The sequence below is a fragment of the Providencia sp. LY12 genome (assembly GCF_057621555.1).
Genome location: NZ_CM172594.1, coordinates 2,158,964 through 2,179,148 on the forward strand (window position 1 = coordinate 2,158,964; position 20,185 = coordinate 2,179,148).

Annotated in this window: 18 protein-coding genes; 8 read left to right on the plus strand and 10 right to left on the minus strand. The window is 41.5% G+C overall.

Going from position 1 to position 20,185, the window contains the following annotated elements; genetic code table 11:
• Positions 1 to 1,428 carry a Na+/H+ antiporter NhaC family protein gene (locus ACY3ZI_RS10240; RefSeq protein WP_211885569.1) on the minus strand — a complete coding sequence of 476 codons (1,428 nt, stop codon included), beginning with the start codon at positions 1,426 to 1,428 and terminating at the stop codon, positions 1 to 3.
• 200 nt (positions 1,429 to 1,628) lie between these two features.
• Positions 1,629 to 2,171, minus strand: coding sequence for a GNAT family N-acetyltransferase (locus tag ACY3ZI_RS10245; protein ID WP_211885571.1), 543 nt, complete (start codon positions 2,169 to 2,171; stop codon positions 1,629 to 1,631).
• Positions 2,172 to 2,345: 174 nt separating this feature from the next.
• Here ACY3ZI_RS10245 and ACY3ZI_RS10250 point away from each other — a divergent pair, with 174 nt between their 5' ends.
• Positions 2,346 to 3,182: an AraC family transcriptional regulator gene (locus tag ACY3ZI_RS10250; protein WP_249215394.1), complete on the plus strand. Its 837-nt coding sequence runs from the start codon at positions 2,346 to 2,348 to the stop codon at positions 3,180 to 3,182.
• Here the strand turns inward: ACY3ZI_RS10250 and ACY3ZI_RS10255 are convergent.
• Positions 3,179 to 4,078, minus strand: coding sequence for a LysR substrate-binding domain-containing protein (locus tag ACY3ZI_RS10255; protein WP_487375104.1), 900 nt, complete (start codon positions 4,076 to 4,078; stop codon positions 3,179 to 3,181). The two genes, ACY3ZI_RS10250 and ACY3ZI_RS10255, sit on opposite strands and share 4 nt — an antisense overlap.
• Before the next feature lie 107 nt (positions 4,079 to 4,185).
• On the opposite strand from ACY3ZI_RS10255, the gene ACY3ZI_RS10260 reads away from it, so the two are divergent.
• The 3 genes from ACY3ZI_RS10260 to ACY3ZI_RS10270 all read left to right on the plus strand — a co-directional run bounded on the left by ACY3ZI_RS10260 (position 4,186) and on the right by ACY3ZI_RS10270 (position 8,421).
• On the plus strand, positions 4,186 to 5,370 hold the full coding sequence (locus ACY3ZI_RS10260) for an MFS transporter (RefSeq protein ID WP_211885583.1): 1,185 nt from the start codon (positions 4,186 to 4,188) through the stop codon (positions 5,368 to 5,370).
• A 76-nt stretch (positions 5,371 to 5,446) separates the two neighbouring features.
• A complete protein-coding gene (gene ada / locus ACY3ZI_RS10265; RefSeq protein ID WP_487375105.1) occupies positions 5,447 to 6,511 on the plus strand; it encodes a bifunctional DNA-binding transcriptional regulator/O6-methylguanine-DNA methyltransferase Ada in 1,065 nt (354 codons plus the stop codon).
• Positions 6,512 to 7,014: 503 nt separating this feature from the next.
• Positions 7,015 to 8,421 carry an aminotransferase-like domain-containing protein gene (locus ACY3ZI_RS10270; RefSeq protein ID WP_487375106.1) on the plus strand — a complete coding sequence of 469 codons (1,407 nt, stop codon included), beginning with the start codon at positions 7,015 to 7,017 and terminating at the stop codon, positions 8,419 to 8,421.
• 99 nt (positions 8,422 to 8,520) lie between these two features.
• Here the strand turns inward: ACY3ZI_RS10270 and ydeE are convergent, their stop codons facing one another.
• A complete protein-coding gene (gene ydeE, locus ACY3ZI_RS10275; RefSeq protein WP_036948034.1) occupies positions 8,521 to 9,714 on the minus strand; it encodes an efflux MFS transporter YdeE in 1,194 nt (397 codons plus the stop codon).
• 465 nt (positions 9,715 to 10,179) lie between these two features.
• Positions 10,180 to 11,337, minus strand: coding sequence for an iron-containing alcohol dehydrogenase (locus tag ACY3ZI_RS10280; protein ID WP_211885588.1), 1,158 nt, complete (start codon positions 11,335 to 11,337; stop codon positions 10,180 to 10,182).
• A gap of 289 nt (positions 11,338 to 11,626) precedes the next feature.
• Here ACY3ZI_RS10280 and ACY3ZI_RS10285 point away from each other — a divergent pair, with 289 nt between their 5' ends.
• The 3 genes from ACY3ZI_RS10285 to ACY3ZI_RS10295 all read left to right on the plus strand — a co-directional run bounded on the left by ACY3ZI_RS10285 (position 11,627) and on the right by ACY3ZI_RS10295 (position 14,564).
• Positions 11,627 to 12,889, plus strand: a complete 1,263-nt coding sequence (locus ACY3ZI_RS10285) for a M24 family metallopeptidase (protein ID WP_487377520.1) — start codon at positions 11,627 to 11,629, stop codon at positions 12,887 to 12,889.
• A 37-nt stretch (positions 12,890 to 12,926) separates the two neighbouring features.
• Entirely contained in the window at positions 12,927 to 13,589 is a 663-nt protein-coding gene (locus ACY3ZI_RS10290; protein ID WP_211885590.1) for a CerR family C-terminal domain-containing protein, read from the plus strand.
• Between the two features lie 90 nt (positions 13,590 to 13,679).
• Positions 13,680 to 14,564: a 4Fe-4S binding protein gene (locus ACY3ZI_RS10295; protein ID WP_487375107.1), complete on the plus strand. Its 885-nt coding sequence runs from the start codon at positions 13,680 to 13,682 to the stop codon at positions 14,562 to 14,564.
• 43 nt (positions 14,565 to 14,607) lie between these two features.
• Here ACY3ZI_RS10295 and ACY3ZI_RS10300 read toward each other — a convergent pair whose 3' ends face one another.
• Together ACY3ZI_RS10300 and ACY3ZI_RS10305 are read right to left on the minus strand one after the other, a co-directional pair.
• Positions 14,608 to 15,501: an alpha/beta fold hydrolase gene (locus tag ACY3ZI_RS10300; protein ID WP_487375108.1), complete on the minus strand. Its 894-nt coding sequence runs from the start codon at positions 15,499 to 15,501 to the stop codon at positions 14,608 to 14,610.
• Between the two features lie 136 nt (positions 15,502 to 15,637).
• The gene (locus ACY3ZI_RS10305; RefSeq protein WP_211885593.1) at positions 15,638 to 16,825 is read right to left on the minus strand and encodes an MFS transporter; all 1,188 of its coding nucleotides are present in this window, start codon (positions 16,823 to 16,825) and stop codon (positions 15,638 to 15,640) included.
• A 110-nt stretch (positions 16,826 to 16,935) separates the two neighbouring features.
• On the opposite strand from ACY3ZI_RS10305, the gene ACY3ZI_RS10310 reads away from it, so the two are divergent.
• Positions 16,936 to 17,862, plus strand: a complete 927-nt coding sequence (locus tag ACY3ZI_RS10310; RefSeq protein WP_336431236.1) for a LysR family transcriptional regulator — start codon at positions 16,936 to 16,938, stop codon at positions 17,860 to 17,862.
• On the opposite strand, the gene ACY3ZI_RS10315 is transcribed toward ACY3ZI_RS10310, so the two are convergent.
• From ACY3ZI_RS10315 to ACY3ZI_RS10325, 3 genes are all read right to left on the minus strand, one after another.
• Positions 17,859 to 18,488, minus strand: coding sequence for a helix-turn-helix transcriptional regulator (locus tag ACY3ZI_RS10315; RefSeq protein WP_036948015.1), 630 nt, complete (start codon positions 18,486 to 18,488; stop codon positions 17,859 to 17,861). The genes ACY3ZI_RS10310 and ACY3ZI_RS10315 overlap by 4 nt on opposite strands.
• 85 nt (positions 18,489 to 18,573) lie before the next feature.
• Positions 18,574 to 19,542 (minus strand): threo-3-hydroxy-L-aspartate ammonia-lyase, encoded by a 969-nt coding sequence (locus tag ACY3ZI_RS10320; RefSeq protein WP_487375109.1) that lies wholly within the window; start codon positions 19,540 to 19,542, stop codon positions 18,574 to 18,576.
• 44 nt (positions 19,543 to 19,586) lie between these two features.
• Positions 19,587 to 20,003, minus strand: coding sequence for a RidA family protein (locus ACY3ZI_RS10325; protein WP_211885594.1), 417 nt, complete (start codon positions 20,001 to 20,003; stop codon positions 19,587 to 19,589).
• Positions 20,004 to 20,185: the final 182 nt, after the last annotated feature.

Below are 20,185 nucleotides of genomic sequence, written 5' to 3' on the forward strand. Positions count from 1 at the left end.
TTAATTGGTAAAACCTAAATAGAGATAAATGGCAAGTACGAAGCTTGCTGTTACTAATGCATAAGGCATTTGAGTACGAATATGTTCAATATGATCACAATCAGTAGCCATAGAGGCAACAATGGCATCCGCAGAAATAGGTGAGGTCATGTCGCCGAAAATAGATCCTGAAATGGCTGCGCCAATCATATATTCAATTGGCATACCGACAGATAATCCTAATTGGACACCAATCGGAATCATAATGGCAAAGGTTCCCCATGAGGTACCCGTAGCCAGAGACATAATGGCGCTAATAATAAAGATAAAGCCGATAGAGAATCCAGGCGCCATAATGCCTTGAGTGACTTCAGCAATATAAGCACCCGTATTCAGTTCAGAAGATACATTTCCCATCAGGAAAGCTAAAATCATGATGGAGCTGATTTTTAACATGCTAGCATAGCCAATAAATAGCTCTTTAAAGAAGCTATCAATATTTAATAGCCTTCTTCCGATAAACCAACAAAAAGAAATTGCGGTACCGAACATAACGCCCCAATAAACGGACGTTGAGCCGCTCCCTTTACTGAAATCCCCATCACCAGTGATATATAAGGCCACAGGAACCATTAAAACAGTCGAAAGAATTGGGATGAAAAAGTTCAAGGCTGAATGGGCATTTGGATGTTCAATAATCTCTTCCTCTTCATTTTTACGTGAAGATTCGGCTAATTTTCCTGCCATGAAATTTTCTTGATACTTCATTTCGGCTTTTTTCATTGGTCCCCATGAAATATTGGTGAACACATAGAATAAAATGGTGGCCAATGATAGCCATGCCATTAAGTTGTAGCCGATAGATTTAATTAAAATATCGAAGGGTTCACCCGAAATAAGACCTTGGGAAATTTGTACACCAATGAGTCCCATAATCACCGCACCCCAACCATTTATAATGGCGGATGAACAGACAGAAACGCAGGCAGTTTGAATAAGATAGGACATCTTTTCTGGGGCAACGCCATATTGTCTGGCTAAATTTTTAGTGGATGCTCCCGCAACTAATTGGTTAATGGAACTCTCAATAAAAATTAAGGCAGTGATGACAATGGCGAGTAATTGTGTTGCCGTTCTATTCTTAATTAATTTTGTTTTATTTGTCAGTAACTGAACTAATGCCCGGACACCGCCCGTGACGACGACTAGGCGCATGATCCCACCAATCATGACCATAAAGACGATGGTGCGAGTGTTGCCGGCGGAAGAAAATGTATCGATGATGCCATCCACAGTTCCGCGAATACCGAGTAATACATTGTGGTCATTAATGACGGTAAAACCGACTAAAATGCCGAGCATTAATGAAAGCATCACCTGGCGAGTGAGAATAGCTAAAAGGATAGTGACAATTGGCGTGATAATTGTCCAAATACCATAGTCGTGCATGTGTTTACCTTGGATATTTTTATTGTATGACGTGTAGTTTATAAATATCAGGAAATCATAGCATTGATAGAAGTAGGCTGTCGGATATTTTCATTATGTTGCAGTAGATTGTTACAAAATCCATGCTGAAAGTCAGATAAACTGCAAGATTATGGTATTGAAGGGTACGCTATCTTTTTGAGATAGCGTAGTAAGGGTTATTAAGCTTGTGATTGCCACTGCTGATAAGTGATACGGCTAATTTCTTCAGTCTTTGTCTCGCCAATAAGCTCAATAAATTGTGGGGCTAATGTTGCGTAATATTGGAAACCGCATTTTTCTTGAGCAATTTTAGATTGTTGATTGCCTTGGAAATAACCGCACCATAGATTATCCAATTTGAGGTTTTTAAATCCATGTCGCATGATTTCTCTGATAGCTTCAGGAATAAACCCTTTTCCCCAAAATGGTACACCTATCCAATAACTCACTTCCGCATCGTTATCCCCAATTGGAAAATTACTCTCTTTTCCGATAGATAAACCAATCAAGCCAATGGCTTTGTTATCTTCTTTTAGTGCAACAGCGAATACACCATCGCGCATAAAAATGGATTGAATAATTTTCGCACTTTCTTCGACGCTCTGGTGAGGTGGCCAGCCTGCAATAGGGCCGATACGTTCATCTTTTGCATAATGATAAAGGTCTGCCGCGTCAGTAATATGCCAAGGGCGTAAAATTAGCCTTTGTGTATATAAAATCATGTTATTTTCTCTTCATTGCATTGATAGTACGCCATCTATTTTAGGTATTTATTTGCTTTTTTTAATAGTTTAACCTCGGCATTTTGGGTACTTATGAAAACTGACATTTTAAAAAAACGAGGTAGAATAAGTTAATAAAGCTAATGGCATGAATGAAATGTGAGTGTGTTGAACATGAAAGAGCAGCATCAATCTGTATGGGAAGGGGTAGTCAGCATCGGCTCGACGACACTGAAAGAATTGCAAAATACAGTATTGTCTCCAGACTATGTGACGCTATGTATTTGTAGGCAAGGGGCTGGGATTTTCAATATTAATTTTAAGCGTTATGCCTTACGCAAAAATGAACTCTTTGTTTTGTATGATGACACTTTTGTTATGTTACAGAAGCGTTCTCGGAATTTTATTGTAGATTACATCCATATTGATAAGACATTTGCCACAGATATTGCATTTGTTTTACCTAATTCATTGTTTGCCTATTTCAATTTTCAACCACGTTTATCGATGTCATCGGCACAATCCACACTATTTTCACATTGGTATCAGCTATTTTTATATTACCAACAAGAACGCGCGGAGTATGGGAAATTACAATTACGCCAACATTTACAAAATCTATTTTTAGAAATTGCCAATCAGGTCAATCATACACAGTCCCATTTTTCAGATGAACGTAGCCGTAAATCACAATTATGTTGGCAATTTTGGGCATTAATAACCCAGCATTGTAAACAACAAAGAGAGGTTAAGTTCTATGCGAATCAACTTTCGATTACACCGTTTTATTTATCGCAAATTGTGAAGGACTTCTTCAACGATCCGCCTAAGGCACTGATTGATAGGCAAGTGGTTTTAGAAATTAAAGCTCTGTTAGAGAGAGGAACGTTCACCATTCAGAGTATTGCTGATGAGTTAAATTTTGAAGACACCTCGTATTTATGCCGCTATTTTAAGCGGCATACTGGTGCGACATTAAGTGAGTTTAGAAAAAGAGTGAATAAGAATTAACTCGGGTCGATTTTTGTCGAATGCTTTTTAATAAAATCAATAAAGCAGCGTAGCCTTGGTGAAACAGCTTGGTTGCGATAATAGACAGCATTAATCGGCTGTTTCATTGTTATGGTTTTTTGTTCGAGCACCTTCACGAGTCCGCCATTGGCAAAAGCATCTAAGCTTACAAAGTCGGAAGAAGAGAGAATGCCCGTTCCTTGCAGCGCTAAATGATGGAGTACTTCACCACTGGCGCAGGCGATATGGGGGGTAATTTTGAGTAAGCTGCCATCGGCGTTTTTGAGTGGCCAATAATTTAATGACTCTGGCGTTGTGAAACCAAGCAAACAATGCTTATGGAGATCTTCTATCGTTTCCGGTATTCCATATTTTTCTAAGTACGCGGGGCTAGCAACTAGCCTTTTTTGGGTATAACCCAATAGGGTTGCACTGAGTGAAGAATCCTTTAACATGCCAATTCTAAACGCGACATCCGTTTTTTTCTCTAATAGGTTTGTCACACCTTCATAGTTATTTATTTCTAACTCAACTTGGGGATATCGTTCATAAAATAGAGGGATCAGTGGAGCGATTACATGGGTTAAAAATGGGGTTGAAGCATCAATGCGTAGTTTACCTGATGGAATCGATTGGCGAGCGGATAGCAAATCTTCGGCTTCTTGTGCTAGTCGGACTATTTCTCGCGCTTTTTGCAAAAATGCGGCACCTTCATCACTGAGTTTGATGGCGCGAGTGGTTCGGTAAAGTAGCGTGGTTTTGACTTTCTCTTCTAAACGCAATAATGCGCGACTAACGGTGGATATCGTCATACATTGCTGATCGGCTGCCGCTGTAATAGAGCCATAATCGACTACGCTGATAAATGTTTGGAGCTCTTCTAATGTAATTTTCATTATTGCATTTCCCGCAAAAGTTATTCTCACCATAATGGGTTTTTCAACCGCTTTCAATATGGAAGAATTGCCGCCGGTCAATTGAGATTGGTTTATAAGGCATAAAAATGAGAATAAACACAGCATTGCTCGCGTTATCCGTTGGAGCATTCGCCATTGGTATTACCGAATTTTCTCCGATGGGAATGCTTCCCTATATCGCTGAAAATCTTAATGAAAGCATTCCTTCTGTCGGTGCGATTGTGGTGATTTATGCGCTGGGGGTGATGATTGGAGCACCTATCATGACGCTATTATTAGTGAGCAAGCGCCCAAAGGTTGCGTTGGTTTTTTTAATGGCGATTTTCACGGTGGGGAATTTATTATCAGGTTTAGCGCCTAACTTGGTGACGCTGTCACTTTCAAGGTTGATTACTAGCCTAAATCACGGAGCATTTTTTGGTTTAGGTGCCATTGTTGCGGCTAGTGTGGTACCCGCTGGTAAACAAGCGAGTGCGATTGCGGCAATGTTTATGGGGCTGACCATCGCGGGTATTGGTGGCGTTCCATTAGTTACTAAAATAACGCAATTAATCGGCTGGCGTGAGGCATTCTATTTAATTTCGGGTATTGGATTGCTCACGATCGCCAGTTTAATTTTTGCTATTCCTGCGCGTTTACAAGGTAGCCAGGTTAACGTTAAAAATGAATTGCGTATTTTAAGACGCCCATTAGTGATGTTAGGTATGTTATCGACGGTACTCGGAGCAAGTGCAATGTTTACCTTGTATACGTTTATAACGCCAATGTTGATGAATTTTATTCAGGCTGCAGACCAGACAATTACAATGATGTTAATGGTCATTGGCGTTGGTTTTAGTATTGGTAATTATCTCGGTGGTTATTTTGCGGATAAAAACTTATATCCAACCTTATTAACCTTATTTGTATTATCGGCAATAAGCATGGTGATATTCCCATTTATTGCGACAAATATCGCTGGGGCTACTATTGGTTTATTATTCTGGAGTATTGTCAGCTTTGCACTCGTTCCACCCATTCAAATATTAGTGATGAATGCGGCTGTTGGTGCTCAAGCGCTAGCATCTTCGGTGAATATTGGTGCATTTAATTTGGGAAATGCCATTGGGGCGGCTGTCGGTGCGGCGATTTTATCCCATGGTTACAGTTACACGACGATGAGTTTTATGGGCGCATTATTAGCAATAGTCGGGTTTATAGTGATTTTGCTGATCGTACGCCGGAAAAATAGCGAAACACAAACGCAGGGCGTAATGTGTAGCGCGAATTAAAAAGCAAGGTTTGGAGTGTTCGACATATAATAACCAGAGATACTGATCACGGTGAAATCAGTAAAGGGTTAAATATATGTCGACGAAAAATCAATGGGTCACAGATGAGCAGCGCTGGAATGCACTGAAACTACGAGATAAATCCGCAGATGGTTATTTTGTGTATGGTGTGAAAACATCGAAACTTTATAACCATCCATCCGCAGCGGGACGACTACCGAAGAGAGATAACGTGCTGTTTTTTGATAATGAGCAGCAAGCGATAGCGCATGGATTTCATTCTGGAAAACGTCGTCGTCATGAAATGTCACAGCAAGCTCAGTTTTATCAAGAAAAAATTGAGCTTGCTTGTCGGTATATTGAGCAAAACACCCAGAAATATACATTGGCTGAGTTAGCTGATTATGTCGGAATAAGCCCGTTTCATTTTCATCGGTTATTTAAATCGCAAACGGGATTAACACCAAAAGCCTATCGTGATGCTTATCTTCATCAAAAAGTACAAGCACAATTACAGGAAAATGAACGGATCACTGACGCTATTTATGATGCGGGTTTTCATTCGAACAGTCGTTTTTATGAAACAGCTAATTCGCGATTGGGGATGACGCCGACAGCATGGAAATCTGGTGGTGAAGGGAGCCAAATCTATTTTGCGCTGGCGGTCTGTTCGCTGGGCAATGTACTTGTTGCACAAAGTCCGATAGGCATTTGTGCAATTTTATTCGGAGATGATCCCGAGCAATTACTAAATAACTTACAAGATAAATTTCCCCATGCTCAGTTGATTGGTGGAAATAAAGCATTCGATCAAGTGGTTTCTAAAGTTATTGGGTTTATTGAAGCCCCAGAAATAGGTTTTGACCTTCCTTTGGATATTCGAGGAACCGCATTTCAGCAGCGAGTATGGCAAATTTTAAGAACGATTCCCGCTGGAAAAACGGTGAGTTATCGTGAAATTGCGGAAAAAATGGGCACACCAAAATCGTTTAGAGCAGTGGCGAATGCATGTGGTGCAAACATGCTAGCGGTGGCGATTCCATGTCACCGAGTAGTGAGAACGGATGGTGGATTATCGGGATATCGCTGGGGGATCGATCGAAAGCGAGCATTATTACTAAAAGAATCTGCAAAAAAATAATAAGGTCTATTTTGAAAAAGAATAAAGCTGCGCCAATATCGCTATTGTCGCAGCAATTTTTAATATAAAAACCATATATATTCTCTAATTAGATAGTTAGTTTTGAAGTTAAAATTATCCTTTCTATTTATTATAGTGAGCGGTTTCTGTTTTATATCCTTCGAAAATTAACTTAATTAAGGTCGATTTAATTTTTTTAAATAAACGCTTAGATTTTTTGGTTTTTATATTTTTCATGTTTTTTCCTTATAAATAATGATATTAACCACCGAAACATGAACGTGATTGGTTGTATTAATATAAATTTTGGGTATGGTTTACCCTTTATGTTTTTTTCATATTCCATAAATAAAATCCTATTGCTGTATTTTGTTTATTTAGCTTCGCATGAGAAATTGACTTAAAAAAGTGACAGATTGGCTTTTTTGTAAAATACAGATCATTTCAGCGAAATTTGTATTAAATTACAGATACGGTAATTCGATTTTAAGGAAATGAGTGCGATGCTCTATAAACAGATAGCCCAAATGCTACAGAGCAAAATCCATCGAGGGGAGTTTCTTGGTGGTGAGAAAATGCCGTCGGTACGTGATATTAGCCGCTGCCATGATGTGAGCATTACCACGGCTCAACTAGCTTATCGTGAATTGGAACGGTGTCAGCTCATTTATGCAGTACCAAAATCGGGTTATTTCGTGATCCCTGAAAAGATCACAGCACAATTACCGAAAGTGGCTAATTATATTCAAAAGCCTGTTCATATTGATAAGTGGAACCCGACGATGGACTTTTTGCGTGTTGAAGAGCACGTAGGGGTCACATCGTTATCGTGTGCGGTACCTAATATTGCCGATAAAACCTTAGAACCTTTATGGCAAGAAATGAACATGGTGGCTCGCCGCCGTAATCCGTTAACACTTGAGTATGATAGCTTACAAGGGTTAGCTGCACTCAGAGAGCAAATTTATCATGTGTCTGATTATCGCCAGTCATTTACCCCTGATGATATTGTGACGACCACTAGCGCTCATCAGTCGATTTCTATTGCAATTCAAGCATGTACCCAAGCGAATGATGTGGTTGCTGTTGAATCGCCGACGTTTCCTGGATTATTGCAGACGCTTTATGGGCTGGGTCGTAAAATCATCGAAATTCCCGTTGATCCGCAAATAGGAATTAACTTGGATAGGTTAGAAGAAGCTTTTCAATGTTGGCAAGTTAAAGCGGTGGTGGTGACGCCGACATGCAATAACCCGATGGGCAGTATTATGCCGGAAAAAAATAAGCAAAGGTTACTTGAGATGACTAATCGATATCAAGGTACGGTTATCGAGAATGATTGTTTAGCGCCTCTTGCATATGTTTATCCGCGTCCGTCAACGATCCAATCTCTGGATACCGAAGGTCATGTGATTCTGTGCAGTTCATTTTCTAAAGCCGTTGCACCGGGAACACGGACGGGGTGGATAATTCCCGGTAAATACAAAGAGAAAGTTATGCATTTAAAATACTTATCACATTGTTCTGGCGAAGTTTTTATGCAGCAAGTGATGAGTAATTTCTTAAAAGAAGGACACTATTTTTTGCATTTACGCCGAATGCGTCAGCAATATCGTGAATTACAGTGCCAATACCGGGAATTAGTTGAAACGCATTTCCCCGTGAATACTCGAATTTCAAGGCCTCAAGGCGGATTTTCATTATGGGTCGAGCATCCGGCAGCAGATACTGCGAAATTGATGGAGATTTTACATCGCAATAAAGTGACGGTATTGACGGGAGCCCACTTTGCCACAGGGGATTGCTACCCAAACCACCTGCGTATTAACTATGCATTAGAGTTGATCCCAAGACGGCGCAACGCGATAAAAATTCTCGGGGAAACCTTAAAAATGACCCTGTTGAAATAGGGCGTTGAAATAGAAAAAAGAAACCCGCTAATAATAGCTATTAGCGGGTAATTAAACATAAGGAAGATTATTTATACAGCAAACCACGTTTACCGCAGTTTATATTGCCAATGCGAGAGTTTGTTTATTTTTAATTCGCATGCCGTTAAGCATACTTAGCCATGCCAGTACTGTCACCACCATTAAGATAATAAAGATAAAATACGGAGGAAGTTCAGTCAGAACGAACCCCGTCATCATAGGGTTAAATGCCCCGCCAAGTAATCCTAGCGCCTGTGCGGAAAAGTAACTGGATTTCATGCCTTCAGGGGCAATGCTATCAATTAGCATATATTCCCCCGGTGCGTAAATAAGTTCGCCCAATGTGAAGATAAATGAGCCTAATGCCCATAAATAGAGATTATCGCCAGACCCCATAAATACCGCTAACCCCCCTAAAAAGAATACGCTACCAATGGTCATTAAGCGTCTTAAGTTATCCGGCGTAATGCGTTTACCTACCGTATATTGCAATGTGACAACGACGACGGCGTTGACAGGTAAAATCACGCCAATTACCGCTTGTGCAAAGTCACTGTTAGCAACGGTGATCACATATTGGGAGATCCACGTGGTAAAAGAGCCGAAAACGAGTGAGCCGAGAAAAGTGGAGAGAATAAACCAAGCCAATGCACGGTCGTGGAGCATTGCTTTAGGGTTCCACACTCGCGGTTGACCATCAACATGGCTAGCAGGTTTGGTGCTTTGAACAAATCGCTGAATAAAAAAGATAGGGGCGGCTGCGGAGACTGCCGCTAGCCAAAATGGTAAATTAATGCTGTACATTAATAACCATGTGCCCATTGGGGGCCCGACCGTCCAACCGATATTGATAAAGGTGTAGTTGAGCGAAAACACTTTAGTCTTTAAGGATAGTGATAAAGTATCTGCGAAATAGCCTTTTAAAACAGTCGAAAAAACAGAATAAGAGCAGTTAATTAGTGAGAAAAATATAATCACCAATAGGGCATTGTTCATGAGCGGGATCGCGATAAATCCACAAATAAACGCTATCACCGCAATAAGCATGCAGCGTTTTTTGTCGACTTTATCCGCCAGCATGCCAAATCCCATACTGAATAGCACGCCGACCGTTAAGGCAATAGTCATAGCAACACCGACGATATCGATCGCCATATGGTATTGGCGTGTCAGATAAATTGCCATAAATGGTAATGTGGCGCCGCGCCCGATGGTTAATAGCAGCGAAGACGCGAGCAGGGCAGTATTCGAGATATTGGATTTAGAAAACATGGCTCACGACCTAGGAGTACATTGTTGTTATAAAAATGGTTGTTATAAAAACGATAGCTATAAAAACGATTGTTACAAAAATGTTTTATGTAGTTTTGTTATATAAAATACATAAAATTGCGGCACCAAGAAACGGGTTATTAGGGCGGGAAATCAAAACAATATTTTGATCATGCTATTGTGCCATTGCCAATCAATTATCTGGCTAAAGATAGCGGCGACGCAGATAGTAGAGTTATCTGCTATCTGCTTAACTGCATAAAAAATCAATTAATTATTGATTCATCATCCTATTTAATCGGCATATAAATTAAGAGTCGGTTGCCTTTCTCAATATCAAAAGTCATCGTTTTTGGTGCGCGGCGTTATTGTTGAAATGGTTGGTCGCGGAAGTGAACTTAAAACCCTGTTCGAGTCATTAAAAAAGAGCGCAAGGGAATGCGCTCTTTTGATAATACACGGTCATTATAATGAAGCGAGATAAATTCGACGGCTCACTTCAGGGGTAATATCACGGTGTTCCCCGAGTGTCACCATGCTATGCGCCACGAGGCTCTCAACTAAAGGCTCTACGATATCTTGGTTGAGCTGATAATCTTTAAAGCGTGTTTTCACTTGCATTGATTCGAAAAAGTCTCTTGTTAATTCAATGGCTTTGAGTGCTTTTTCTTTTTCGCTGCCTTCACGTATATCCCAGACGCGTTCTGCATACTGCGCCATTTTCGCTTGTTTCTGAGGCAGTTTTTCTTCCATTAAGGAAGGCAGGATAATGGCTAAGGTTTGGGCATGATCTAAACCGTAGAGAACGGTGATTTCATGACCTAACATGTGGGTTGCCCAGTCTTGCGGTACGCCAACACCAATTAAACCATTTAACGCTAATGTTGCTGTCCACATTAAATTGGCGCGCACATCGTAATTGGTTGGATTTGCTAAGGCTTTCGGGCCAATATCGATCAAGGTTCTCAGTAGACCTTCAGCAAATGTGTCTTGAACATTGGCATTTACAGGGTAGGTGAGGTACTGCTCGATAACGTGTACGAACGCATCCACAACCCCATTACTGATTTGACGAGGTGGTAATGAGTAGGTTTTAACGGGGTCTAAAATAGAAAATTGTGGGAAAACTTTGTCACTCATAAAGGCTAATTTTGCATGTAATTCCTCACGCGTGATCACAGAGCCTTTGTTCATTTCAGAGCCAGTAGCAGGGAGGGTTAACACCGTACCAAAAGGTAATGCGTGTTCAATAGTGGCACCGCCGCTGGTCACCACTTCCCATTTATCTCCTGCGTAATTGACTGCCGCCGCGATAAATTTAGTACCATCAATGACGGAGCCACCGCCAACAGCCAGTAAAAAATCATAACCTTCGTGTTCAATTTGCGCGACAGCTTTGATTAAGGTTTCATAGCGAGGGTTGGCTTCAATCCCACCAAAATAGCCAATCTGGCGATTTTTCAATGCACTTGCAACTTCATCGAGGGTGCCATTCTTGCGAGCACTTTCACCGCCAAATAGCACGAGGACTTTTGCATTCGCGGGAACCAATCGGTCCAATTCACTTATTTTACCTTCACCAAAAACAATGCGCGTTGGGTTGTAAAACTCAAAATTATTCATATACAAACCTTTGGTTGGGAATGGTAGGGGATGTCATTTGGCATCGGTTAGGGTTAAAAACGTTGAGATTACACTAGTATACACTCGAAACTATTCAAAGGATGATCAAAAAGTTTGATTGGGACTTTGTTTATTTATTTCTGAATTTTCAATTCACTATCCGTTTTTGGGGTAAGTAATTTCCTAGCGATAGCACTTAATGCTTATGATTAATTTGACTTCGATATCACCACGATCAATATTTAATTCATTCAAATGAATTAAATATAATGCAAATGAGGAAATTATGATGAATTCAATGATACCCGCTCCATTTACCCTTAAAGAGCGTGATAGACGATGGGATTTGGCTCGTAAAATTATGAAGGAGCATGATCTGGAAGTTTTGATGGTGTATGGCGATAGGGAGTCCGCCGCACCGGCACCATTTTGTATCGATCATTATTTTACTAATGACAGACTGGGCTCGGTGGTGCTGTTCCATCAAGATAAAGCTCCAATAGTGGTGACATTTGCGCCGATGATGGTGGCCGACCATATGCAGGCGTCTTTACGTAATGATATGCAATGGATTTCACCTGAACAGATTATGGTGGGAAAAACAGGGCGCAATATCGGCAATATTTTGATTCAGTTAGGGGTATCGCCGAATGCTCAGATAGGCGTCATTGGGCTTGAACCATATCCGCCATTCTATTTTGATGGTGCAATGCCGTTTAATACGTTGTCAGGTATTAAAGAGCAATTACCGAATGTGAGTTTTGTGCCGGTTTATAAAGCCTTTTTCCAATTAACCTCGGTCAAAAGCGATGAAGAAATCGCGCATATCAAACATGCGGCCATGATTGGTGAAGCCATGAGTGAAGCGATGCGCAAAACAGCGATTCCCGGAAATACCGAAGCGGATATTGCTGCGGCAGTGACTTCAACATGTTTATCGATGGGTGGGTTTACAGCAGAAATTTTAATGGGTTCAGGCCCTGAATATATTGGTTGGGGACAACCAGCATGGCAGTACCGCTCGCAAAAACCAAGGGAAATACAATATGGAGATATTGTATTAACTGAAATTTTCGCACTGTATGGGATGTATGAAACCCAGCATCAAGCTGCGGTGGCAGTCGGGAAAATACACCCTAATATTGAGCGAGCTGCACAAGTTTCGCGAGAATGTTATGAGATAGGTGTAGAGAATCTCAAAGAAGGCATTACCTTTGGGGAGTTGGTGGACAAAATGGAACAACCATTATTAAAGGCAAAAGGTTGGCATGTTCATCCGCTTATTCATAGCATTAATCCTTATGGCCCAATTGGCTTTGGTACGGCTCCAGGAATTGAAATATTACCGTTAGCTCAAAAATATGGACATATAAGCCGACTGCCTAATCCTGGGCGTGAATTAATCTTAAAAGCAGGAATGACATTTGCGTTTGAACCCAGTTGTGCCTTTGATTATCATTTATGTAATTTAGGCGGTACCGTTATTGTGGGAAAAGATAAGGGGATAGAATTAAATAATAATTCGACGCATTTAATGCGTGCCGACGTATAATGTTACTCATTTAATGTAATTAGGGTTTCAGCTGCATATGACAGAAATAAACAAAAACACACTCTCTTCGGAGCTGACGAAAGAAAAATTAATCAATGAAGGCATCAAACAGTTTGCTCTTTATGGTATTAATGGCGTGAGAACTCGTCAACTGGCTGAAAGTGCTGGAGTTAACCAATCTGCCATCCCTTATCATATGGGTGGAAAGATGGGGGTCTATGCAGCTGTTATCCATAAAATTGCGGCAGATCTTGCCCAAATGAGCAATGTGAGCATATTTGATGTGCAGTTTGAGCAATTAAAATCACGGGCAAGCCATGAGGTAATAGAGGTTGAATCATTACTCCGGCTATTAATTAAAGGGCTAGGGTTGGCGTTGCTGTCACCGGAACATGAGTATTATTCAATATTAATCCTAAGAGAGCAGCTAGAACCTACAGAAAATGCAGATATTATCTTTAAAGAGTTTATCGAGCCTTTTCATTCTCGCTTAACTTCACTTGTCCAATTTATTACGGATAAAGATCAAGCGACGGCGATTATTTCAGCACATGCTTTAATTGGGCAAGTTTTGGGATTTGTGATTGCGAAAAAATCACTATTAAAACGCTTGAATCAAAAAAGTCTTGATAAAGATTTATTGGACAAAATCTTAGAGCAAGTGAGTGCCTTTGCGTGTAATGCCATCATATCTCGTTAATTTTTAATTTATGTCATGTTAATTTTAAGCCGTTGCATTAAGATGATAGAAAGTTATTAAGCTTAATCATCAAAGGTAAACGAATAGATTATGCGGCGGTTCATTCAGTTAGATCTTCCTCAAGAACCTGTTATTAATGAAAAGTGTGTCCATAAGCGCTTGAAAAATAGTGTTTGTGACAACTGTGCGAGCAGCTGTCCTGTGGGTGCGATTTCTTTTGGTTTTATGGATGCGAAAATTGATAATGAACTGTGTTATCAATGCGGTAACTGCTTATTTACCTGTCCAGTCGATGCCATTGAAAATATTCAACCTCATGAACGAACCTATCAAAATGGTTTTTTGGTTATCAGCCATGATGAGCCACTTGCTAGCCCTGAAGAACTGATTGTTTGGCATCGTCAATATGCCATTCGAGGTATGCAAATTCCTGAACCGTTGGTGGATAAATGGTTGCCAGCTTTAGCGGCATTAAATTTAAAACTAGAAGCATTACAAGAGCCTATTTGGAGTTTGACCATCACCAAACCTGCGGAAGTGGATAGTGGGCGGCGTAGAATGCTTTTTCGTCAAAAATTAGATAGTCAGCCATTAGATAGTGGCAAGGTTAAAACGGGATTGAATGCCAGAAAACAGTTTTATCCTGAGGATAGCTGGTTCCATATTGCATTAGATACGGCCAGTTGCATTTTATGTGGCGCATGCGCGAAAGTGTGTGATGAGCAGGCGATAGAGCTAGAAGATCATCAATTTAGTTTAGACGATAAGCGTTGTACAGGCTGTATGAGTTGCCAAGTGGTCTGTTTCCCAAAATCAATTCAAGTTCATCCTCACGTGGCAAAAAATAGCGAACCACAGCATTTCTATTATTTTGATGGGACATGCCAAAAATGCCAATTACCTTTTTCGGCATGGACTTCGGAAGAAACTCTGTGCCCAATTTGCGCACAACATAAACAGCAAGGCTGGCTATAAATAAACGCCTCGTTTCAGGCGCTTATTTACAAACTTAACGTTATTAATTCACTTCACTCTCTCGCATATTCTCAATAATCATTTCAGCAATTTGAGGGTTTAATTCGGCTGGCGTATCGTGCCCCATACCTTCAATCACTTCTAATTTTGCCGTTTCAATATTATCAAAAATATCCTGACCTGAAGTGACGGGGAATAATGGGTCAACAGAGCCGTGTATCACCAGCGTTGGGGCGGTGATGGCACTAAGGAGAGGTCTCAAATCACCCGTTACTGCAACGGCGGCTAACTGACGTTTAGTGCCTTCAGGAGAGTAGTTACGTTGGAATGCTTGTGCAATATAGTCACGGCAATTTTCTTCATCGAACGGCACGCACGTTGAACCAATGCGGCGGTAAAATGCGAGTTGCCCAGCAATGTAGCCTTCAAAATCCTGTTTAGGATCTACGCTAGGAGACATTAGCATTTTCATGACATCCGGCTCGCTTTGCGGCAATTGCGGATTACCCGTTGATGACATAATTGGGCAAAGTGAAAGAGTGCGGTTCGGAACTTTTGATGCAACCACTTGCGCTATCATTCCACCCATTGAACGCCCTACAATATGGGCTTTTTCGATGGATAAGCTATCTAACAAGGCGATAATATCATCGGCCATTTCAAATAAGGTGTAGGGAACATCGACATGCTCGCCGTTTTGTAAGCGCTCAGCCATTTCCCCAATATTTAGTGGCGGATAATTATCTAAATGTGGCGATAAACCCGCATCACGGTTATCGGGACGGATAATATAAAAACCTGCATCGGCAATTTGTTGGCAAAATTCTGATGTCCAACTAATGTTATGTCCACCTAACCCTGCAATAAGTACGACAGCAGGGTGTTCTGGCTGACCAAAGGTATCGTAATACAGTGTTAATGGTGCTGTTTTTGTCATTTTATTTCCCTATTTTTGGTGATAGCTATTTATGCAATAACTCAGCAAGAAAGGCTAGCGCTAAAAAAAACAATCGCTACTAATTTAAACGCCATTTACTTTAGTTATTAATAATAAATCGACTTTGTTAGAGAATTTAGCGAGCTTTTTTCTGGTAATAATTGATCCCTAACAGCGCAAGCGCAGCCACAAATGACAATACCGCGACATGCAAATTGCCAATTAATCCATACAGTGAGACGAAAATACCACCAAGTGCAGAGCCTAAGGCGATTCCGCCATTAAAAAAGGCAATATACAAGGAGCTTGTGGCTTCAATATTATGAGCGCTGTAACGCATCATCCAGGTCATTAAAGTGACCGATACGCCACCATAAGCAATTCCCCAAAGTACCATAATGGATAATGCCATCCATACACTCATTGGAAGGAATATATATGCGCCTAAACTTAAGACAAGACCGCTGGCTATCATCACGACCGCAAAATTTAGGTGTTTGTTGGCGGTGAGCCCAAACAGAAAGTTACCTACGATACCAGCCAACCCGTAAATCAGTAATAAGCCTCCTAAAAGGTCCACGGAAATCAAACCATTATTGGATAGCAGCGCACGAATATAGGTAAATGCCATAAAATGCCCGGATACAATAAGTAGCGTTATTAACAGCCCATTGATAATGATGGGACGCTTAATTTCAATGATAAACGTTTTGAATGTGGGAGACGTCATCGCGGGAAGTGAAGGTAATTGCATGAGCAAAGAGAAGAAAAGTAACAAAGAAATAAAGGACATTGAGGCAAATGCCGCACGCCAGCCTAACCATTCGCCCATTAAAACGCCGAAAGGTACGCCCAGTACCGACGCTGCTGCCACGCCACCAAAAACTAGCGAAGTTGCTAGCGCGACAGCGGGGGCAGCCACTAAGCGAGGCACTAACCCGCCTGCTAAGGCCCAAATAATGCCAATACAAACGCCAACAAAAAGACGACTGATCAAGAGTAGCCAATAATACGGTGTTAAAGCCGCCACTAAGTTACAAAGGGTCAGTAAAAGCGCCCCAATCAATAACAGTGTTTTGCGGTCAATAGAACGCGTAAATAACACAATCAGCGGTGAGCTGATGGCGGCGCTGATAGCTGGAAGTGTCATTAAGAAACCGGTGGTTGCTAAGGAAACAGAAAAATCCTCCACAATCGGCGTTAATAGCCCTACGGGGATCATCTCGGTTGTCACCACACTGAAGGTCGCCAGCATGAGCGTCAGGATGGCTCCCCATCGCTGTTGAAAAGTTGCATTGGTTTCAATCGTTATTGTGTTCGTCATATAAAGTTCCAAATAATGGCGGTCAGTAAATAGTTTCAAGCGTTAATTGATCTTATCTGGGACATTATTGATAATAAACATCACTATCGTGGCTTCATTGGGGGCTAATCGTGTCTAATCCGGCATCATTACTGATGGATAACTTGTTCGACCTGAAAGTTTTTGTGGATGTGGTTGAAACAGGAAGCTTTACGCATTCAGCACAAAGACTTGGTATTTCGCGTTCAGCCGTGGGGAAATGTGTCGCGCGGTTAGAAAACCGATTACAAATTCGCTTATTGCATCGCACAACGCGAAGCCTTCGCTTAAGTGATGAAGGGCAAACTGTATATGAAGGTGCGCTCAAAATTTTACACGAAGTCGCCAATATCGAAAACGAACTGAGTCAGGGACAACAGCAACCAAAAGGATTATTGCGTATTACGGTTCCGGTTATATTTGGGCGTTTGTACATCATGCCTATTGTCAAAGAATATGCACGGCGATGGCCTCATGTAGAGGTGGACGTTCATTTCTCGGATGACTATAGCGATATTGTTGGGGAAGGTTTTGACCTCGCCATTCGTATTGGGGGAAATGATGATAACCGGCTGATCCGCAAAGTCTTAGCACCACATCGAATGGTCACTTGTGCATCTCCTACCTATTTACAACGATATGGCACTCCACAGAGCATTTCCGAGTTAGTAAAGCACCAAAAGTTGGCGTTTAAACATCGGGGTAGTGTGGTTCCGTGGCAATTTCATACCCCTCAAGGAAAGCAACTATTCCCCGTATCAGGGCGCCTGACGTTGAATGACACTCAGGCAATTCTAGATGCCAGCATTGAAGGCGAAGGAATTTGCCAGTTAGGGGCTTTCTTAGTGGGAACTGCTATTCAGCAAGGGCAACTACTACCGATATTGAGTGAATTTTCTCGCCAAGAATCATCGATTTGCGCTTTATATCCGACAAAACGTTATTTGCCGCTCAAAGTGAGCTACTTCCTAACGTTGATCGATGAATGCTGGCAAGGAAAAGCAATTTGGGATTTTTAACTGTCTTTTTTGGCATATAAATAGACCGAAGCTCGAGAAACCCCAAGGTGTTGCGCGATGGTATCCATGGATTTTTTAATATCAAGAAGACCTTCTTTGCGTAAAATCTCAATTAAGGCAACTCGGTCATCAGCCTTCAAGGTTCGGGGAGTGGCGGCGATAGAAGCGGCGTATTGATCGATGCGAGTACGAATAGCTTCGCTGCCGTTGGGTTCTAAATGCTCTTTGACGGGGCTGCATCCCACCTCTGTAAATTGTGACAGCATACTTTGCATGCTGCGAAACTGGGTCATATCTAAATTGAGGCACAATGCGGCAACGTATTGCCCAGTTTCATCTTTGATACCGATTGATGTGCTCTTGGCTGGGCGTCCATCTGGAAATTGATTGGCATAATTGGCGATGATATTGGGGAAATCGGCGGATTCAATACGGGCGAGACCCAATTCAGTTGTCGGTTGACCTTCTTTGCGCCCAGAGAGGTTGTTATGAATCGAAATAATCGAATGTTCGGGGTTTTTCAGATCATGAACCACTACTTCACAGAAAGGGGCGAAGGTCTCACTTAACCCTTGTGCTATGGCTTCAATTTGTGCCAATAAACTGTTTTCTTGTGGCTTTGCCATAGCTCTACCCCTTCATCTATTTTGGATATCTCTTTAAATATTAAACTATTTTTTTCAATTCTAATAGAGAAGGGGCATAAATTGCTTAAGCTAACATTAATTCTGCGAAGCGCTTAATGTCCACATTTCCGCCGCTAATAATAATCCCAATACGTTTGCCGCGCAGCTGTTCTTTCATTTTCAAGGCGGCAGCGAAAGAAAGGCAACCTGTCGGCTCCACAATTATTTTCATACGCTCAGCATAGAACTTCATGCGATCAACTAATTGCGCATCGGTCACAGTTAAAATGTCATCCACATTTTGTTTGATTAGCTCAAAAGTGTAGTTCCCCACATGTTGAGTTTGTGCACCATCTGCAATAGTTTTTGGCGTATCAATGTGCACAATTTTTCCACTACGGAAAGATTGCTGCGCATCATTACCGGCTTCAGGTTCAACGCCATACACTTTGCAATTCGGCGATAATGCGCGCGCTGCGAGTGCACATCCAGAGAGCAACCCACCACCACCTAAGCAAACAAAGAGGGCATCCAGCTCGCCAACTTCCTCAAACAGCTCTTTAGCCACAGTACCTTGACCCGCAATAATATCCACATGGTCGTAAGGTGGGATGATGGTCAATCCTTCTTTTTCGGCAAGATCGCGACAAAGTTGCTCTCTATCTTGGGTATAGCGGTCAAATCTAATCACTTTAGCTCCATAGCCTTGAGTGGCGGCAACTTTGACTTCTGGAGAATCAATCGGCATCAAAATGGTGGCTGGAATATTCAACATTTGTGCCGCCAGCGCGATACCTTGAGCATGGTTTCCTGATGAAAATGCGATTACTCCTGCTTTTTTTTGCGCTGGAGTAAGTTGTGAAAGAGCATTTAACGCGCCGCGAAATTTAAATGCCCCCATACGTTGGAAATTTTCACATTTAAAGAATAACTCAGCGCCAAACTCTTTGTTGACTGTCGTGGACGTCATCACTGGGGTTTTGTGAGCAATACCTGCAATGCGCTGTGCTGCGGCTTCGACATCTTGATAGGTCGGTAATGTTAATTCAGACATGATATACCCCATTATTAAATGGCTAATTGGTAATAACTTGATTTTTATAACAATGAACTTGCCGCTACAGCGGTTGCTTCAATTTCGATCCCCGCACCAAAATGCAGTTCACTGACACCCGCAACAGCGCGAGCAGGACGAAACTCGCCAATCCAATTGGCATAAATTTGATTAAACACCGGCCAATTGTCCATATCCGCGATATAAACCCGAACCTGAACCAATTGTTGCCGACCGACACCACTGGCAGATAAGCAAGCCTCTAAATTTACTAATACTTGTTCTGCTTGCTGAGTAAAGGGTGCGTCCGCATGGACATTTCCTTGGCTATCTGTGGGTAATTGCCCCGATACAAACACGAAACCATTCGCCGTGACTGTGTGTGAATAGTGCCCTCTTGGTGGAACCAGCTGGGAAGCATTAGTGTATACGATATCTGTGTAAGCGGTATTTTGGCTCATTGATTTTCCTCATTCGGAAATTTAACTTATACAATAAGTCTAATATTAGATTATATGTTTAGTCAATGGCTTTTTTGCTGTTTAAATGAACTAAAAATTTTCGTCAACTTGCCGATGATATCTGGGCAGATCAAGCTAAAAATGAGAAAGATTGTTATAGATGGCATTTTGCTCACAACGTC